We start from the raw sequence: 4,037 nt of genomic DNA on the forward strand, positions 1-4,037 counted from the left end.
CGCGCCCACCAGCAGCACCACGTCGGCGTCGGCGAGGTCGGTCATCGGGAACGGCAGCCCGCGGTCGACACCGAAGGCCGCCGTGGAGGCCGCCGCGGCCGACGACATGCAGAACCGTCCGTTGTAGTCGATGCGGGAGGTGCCCAGGGCGACGCGGGCGAACTTGCCGAGCAGGTAACTCTTCTCGTTCGTCAGTCCGCCGCCGCCGAACACGGCCACCGCGTCGGCGCCGTGCCGCGCACGGAGGTCCCGCAGCCGCGTGGACACGACGTCGAGCGCGTCGTCCCAGCGGGTGGGCCGGAGCTGCCCGTCCCGGCGCACGAGCGGGGTGGTGAGCCGGGCCGGGGAGCGCAGCAGTTCCCCCGACGTCCAGCCCTTGCGGCACAGCCCTCCCCCGTTGGCGGGGAACTCGCGGGGTGAGACCGTCCCCCGCTCCGTCACCGTCATGCCGCACTGCAACGCGCAGTACGGACAGTGCGTGTCGGCAGCGGACGCCCCGCGCCCACCCGCCCCCTGCGTCGTCCCGGTCCCCGTCGACGTCACCCCGGCACCTCCCACGACTCGGCGACGCCGGCGACGCTAACCACCCACTGTTACCCCCACATGTCCCCACGTTTCCCGCACACGACATCCCCCTCCCTCTCGCGGGGTGTTGCCGTGAAGGGCACCTTGCCTGCGCTGAGTGCAGCGAGGGGCACATTCACTGCGTCACACGCAGGGAAGGTGCCCTTCACGGCAACACGCAGGGTGACCGGGGTTCGTCACAGGAGGTCGGTGATCTCGGTGGCGGTGCGGCGGAGGGCGTCCAGGGTGGTTTCCGGGGAGTGCGGGGTGAGGGCGTGTCCGGCCAGGCGGTAGAGCAGCGCGCGCAGCAGCATCTGGGGCCACTCCGGCAGGTGCGACCAGTGCCGCAGCAGCGTGCCGTCCGCGGCGCCGTGCACGAGGGCGTCCACCGCCACCAGGGCGGTCCCCCACTCGGCAGGACGCACGTGCGGGGTGAAATCCACCAGCCCCGGCACGGACGAATCCCCGTCGGAGCACAACATCCCGAACAGATCACCGTGGACCAGCTGGTCCGGCGACGACGTGGGCCGCCGCGACGGGGCCAGGATCTCGAACAGTCGGCCGCCCCGCTCCTCGTCCAGTGATCGGTGCGCCTCCCCCCACGCCAACCGCTCGGCGAGGGTCGCGGTCGCGTCCCCCGCGCCCGGGATGTCCGGGCGGGGCAGCGGGTCCGGGCGGGGCAGCGTCGTGTCCGGGTGGGGCAGCGTCGCCGTGGTCTGGTGCAACCGGACGGCGGTGAGCACGCCGCACTCCGCGTCCACACCGACGTCCCCCGCCAGGTGTCTGCGGGCACGCCAGCCACCGATCACCCAGCGGCCGTCCCCCGCGACGACGGGCCGCGCGATCCGCAGCTCGGTGTGCTCGACCGCGGAGTCGAGCGCGGCCATGGTCCGCGACACCCACACCGCGTGCGCGCGGTCGCGCACCGGCTCCAGCACGACCCCGCCACACCGCCATCCCCCCCGGCCATCGGGCATCGGCTCAGCGTCGTCGACGCTGAGCCCGAACGCCCGGCACACGTGATCCGGTGGCGGCCCGAGACCCACGCGGCGACAGTACCCCGGTCACCCGCCCGCACCCGGCAACCGCTCCGGCGTGCCGGGCCGTACCACGCGGTGGGGAGCGGCACCGCCCGGCGGGCCGGTGCCGCTCCCCGAGCGACCGCGGTTGCGCCGGAGCCGGATCCGGCGGCGACGGATCAGTAGGTGGGCAGGCTCGGGTCCACCTGGTTGGCCCAGCCGAGGACGCCGCCACCGAGGTGGGTGGCGTCGGCGAAACCCGCCTTGTGCAGCGCCGAGAGCGCCTCCGCCGAGCGGGCCCCCGACTTGCAGTGCAGCACGATCGGCTTGTCCTGCGGCAGTTCGGCCAGGGCCTCCCCGGACAGGATGCGGTCCTTCGGGATCAGCCTGGCGCCCTTGATGTTGACGATGTCGTACTCGTGCGGGTCGCGGACGTCGATCAGCTCGAAGTCCTCACCGGCGTCGAACTTGGCCTTCAGTTCCGCCGGGGTCAGCGTGTGCCCGGCGGCGGCCTGCTGCGCGTCGTCCGAGACCACACCGCAGAAGGCGTCGTAGTCGTCGAGCAGCTCGGTGACCTTCGGCGTGTCCGGATCCTTGCGGATCTTGACCTCGCGATAGCGCATGTCCAGCGCGTCGTAGCTGATCAGCCTGCCGAGCAGCGGGTCACCGATCCCGGTGATCAGCTTCACCGCCTCGGTGACCATGATCGAACCGATCGAGGCGCAGAGCACGCCCAGCACACCGCCCTCGGCGCAGGAGGGCACCATGCCGGGAGGCGGCGGCTCGGGGTAGAGGTCGCGGTAGTTCAGGCCCTGCCCGTTCGGCGCGTCCTCCCAGAAGACGCTCACCTGGCCCTCGAAGCGGAAGATCGACCCCCACACGTAGGGCTTGCCCAGCAGCACGGCCGCGTCGTTGACCAGGTACCGGGTCGAGAAGTTGTCCGTCCCGTCCAGGATCAGGTCGTAGTCACGGAACACGTCCAGAGCGTTCTCGCTGGACAGCTGCTCCTCGTGCAGGCGCATGTGCACGTACGGGTTGATCTCGGCGACCGACTCCTTCGCCGAGACGGCCTTGGACTTGTCGATGTCCGACTGGCCGTGGATCACCTGGCGTTGCAGGTTCGACTCGTCGACGACGTCGAAGTCGATCACCCCGAGGGTGCCGACCCCCGCGGCCGCGAGGTACAGCAGCGCCGGGCTCCCCAGCCCACCGGCACCGATGATCAGCACCCTCGCGTTCTTCAGCCGCTTCTGCCCGTCCATCCCGACGTCCGGAATGATGAGGTGCCGGCTGTAGCGCGCGACCTCCTCCTTGGTGAGTTCGGCGGCCGGCTCGACGAGCGGCGGCAGCGTGGCTGACATGGAACCTCCATCTGGCGCGTTCGCGGTTGCCCTATTCATAACCACGAACGGAGATCAGCTCTTCCCCCGTCCACATGATGGACAACCGACGGGCCGCGGCGGGTCACTCCCGCTTCGCCTGGGGGTTCGGCCAGGCGTTCGGCTCGCAGGTCTTCCCGTCGGCCGGCACGGAGTCCGGGTCACCACCGGCGCGGCTGTTCAACTCCGACACGTAGTCGTTGGCCACCCCGAACGTCTGCTGCATCATCACCGGCGCCAGCTCCCCGTCGGTGGCGCAGCCGACATGGCCGTGCCTGAGCGCGTGGCCGACCTCGTGATTGATGACGTACTGGCGGTACCCGGTCAGGTCCGCGTCGAAGGCGAGCGCCCCGCGGACGTAGCGGGCGAGATTGATCACCACCCGGTCGATCTGCCCGCCGAGGTTGCAGGACGCCTCGTACGGGATGGCCGACCCGCACATGCCCGGCTGCTTCGTCGTCGCCGGGCTGGTCAGGCTGACCCGGAAGTCGGGGTCGGGTGCGTCCTCACCCACCCGCTGCAGCGAGACGTCACCCGTCCCCGCCCAGCTGCGCGGGTCGGACAGCGTCCCCTCCACCACGGCGGCGAAGCTGTCGGCCCCGGCGAAGCTGGCCGGATCGAGACCGTCCTCCACCTCGACCGTGTAGGTGTAGAGCGGTTCGGCCTCCCCGACCCGGTCGCCGTCACCCTCCCCCAGCGGAACGACCTGCCAGGTGCCCTCCCCCTCCTCGGTGTACGCACCGCCCTCGGGCAGTTCCGCGGTCGGGATGTCCAGGTCGATCGGCTCGGCGGGGTTCTCCTCGACGACCGGCTCGTCCCCGGCACCGGCGGTGCCGTCGGCCCCGCCCGTGTTCGTGCCCTCCGCCGCCGACGGCCCTCCGCCGAGGGGCCCGCCGCCGCTCGTCGTGTCCACCACCACCAGCGCGGTGACCACCACGAGCACCGGAACCAGGAGCACCCGCCAGCCGTAGGTCGCGGTGAGCCTGCGGAGTCCGGACCGCCCGCCGGGACGCCGCCCGCCCGCGTCGTCCGAGGTCGGGCGCCAGGACGCCCGCAACGGCTCGGTGCGGTCCTT

The 4,037-nt window shown here is 72.0% G+C and carries 4 protein-coding genes; all 4 read right to left on the reverse strand.

Going from position 1 to position 4,037, the window contains the following annotated elements; translation table 11 throughout:
* On the reverse strand, window positions 1–543 hold a 543-nt coding region (locus ACTIR_RS23280), incomplete at its 3' end, for a molybdopterin oxidoreductase family protein (RefSeq protein ID WP_267879489.1).
* A 218-nt stretch (window positions 544–761) separates the two neighbouring features.
* Window positions 762–1,541 (reverse strand): TIGR02569 family protein, encoded by a 780-nt coding sequence (locus ACTIR_RS0113475; RefSeq protein WP_233345907.1) that lies wholly within the window; start codon window positions 1,539–1,541, stop codon window positions 762–764.
* A gap of 221 nt (window positions 1,542–1,762) precedes the next feature.
* Window positions 1,763–2,944, reverse strand: coding sequence for an adenylyltransferase/sulfurtransferase MoeZ (moeZ, locus tag ACTIR_RS0113480; RefSeq protein ID WP_026454676.1), 1,182 nt, complete (start codon window positions 2,942–2,944; stop codon window positions 1,763–1,765).
* Between the two features lie 103 nt (window positions 2,945–3,047).
* A partial coding sequence (locus ACTIR_RS0113485) for a DUF3152 domain-containing protein (RefSeq protein ID WP_026454677.1) occupies window positions 3,048–4,037 on the reverse strand: 990 nt, incomplete at its 5' end.

Source organism: Saccharomonospora iraqiensis subsp. iraqiensis (assembly GCF_000430445.1).
Lineage (GTDB): Bacteria > Actinomycetota > Actinomycetes > Mycobacteriales > Pseudonocardiaceae > Saccharomonospora > Saccharomonospora iraqiensis.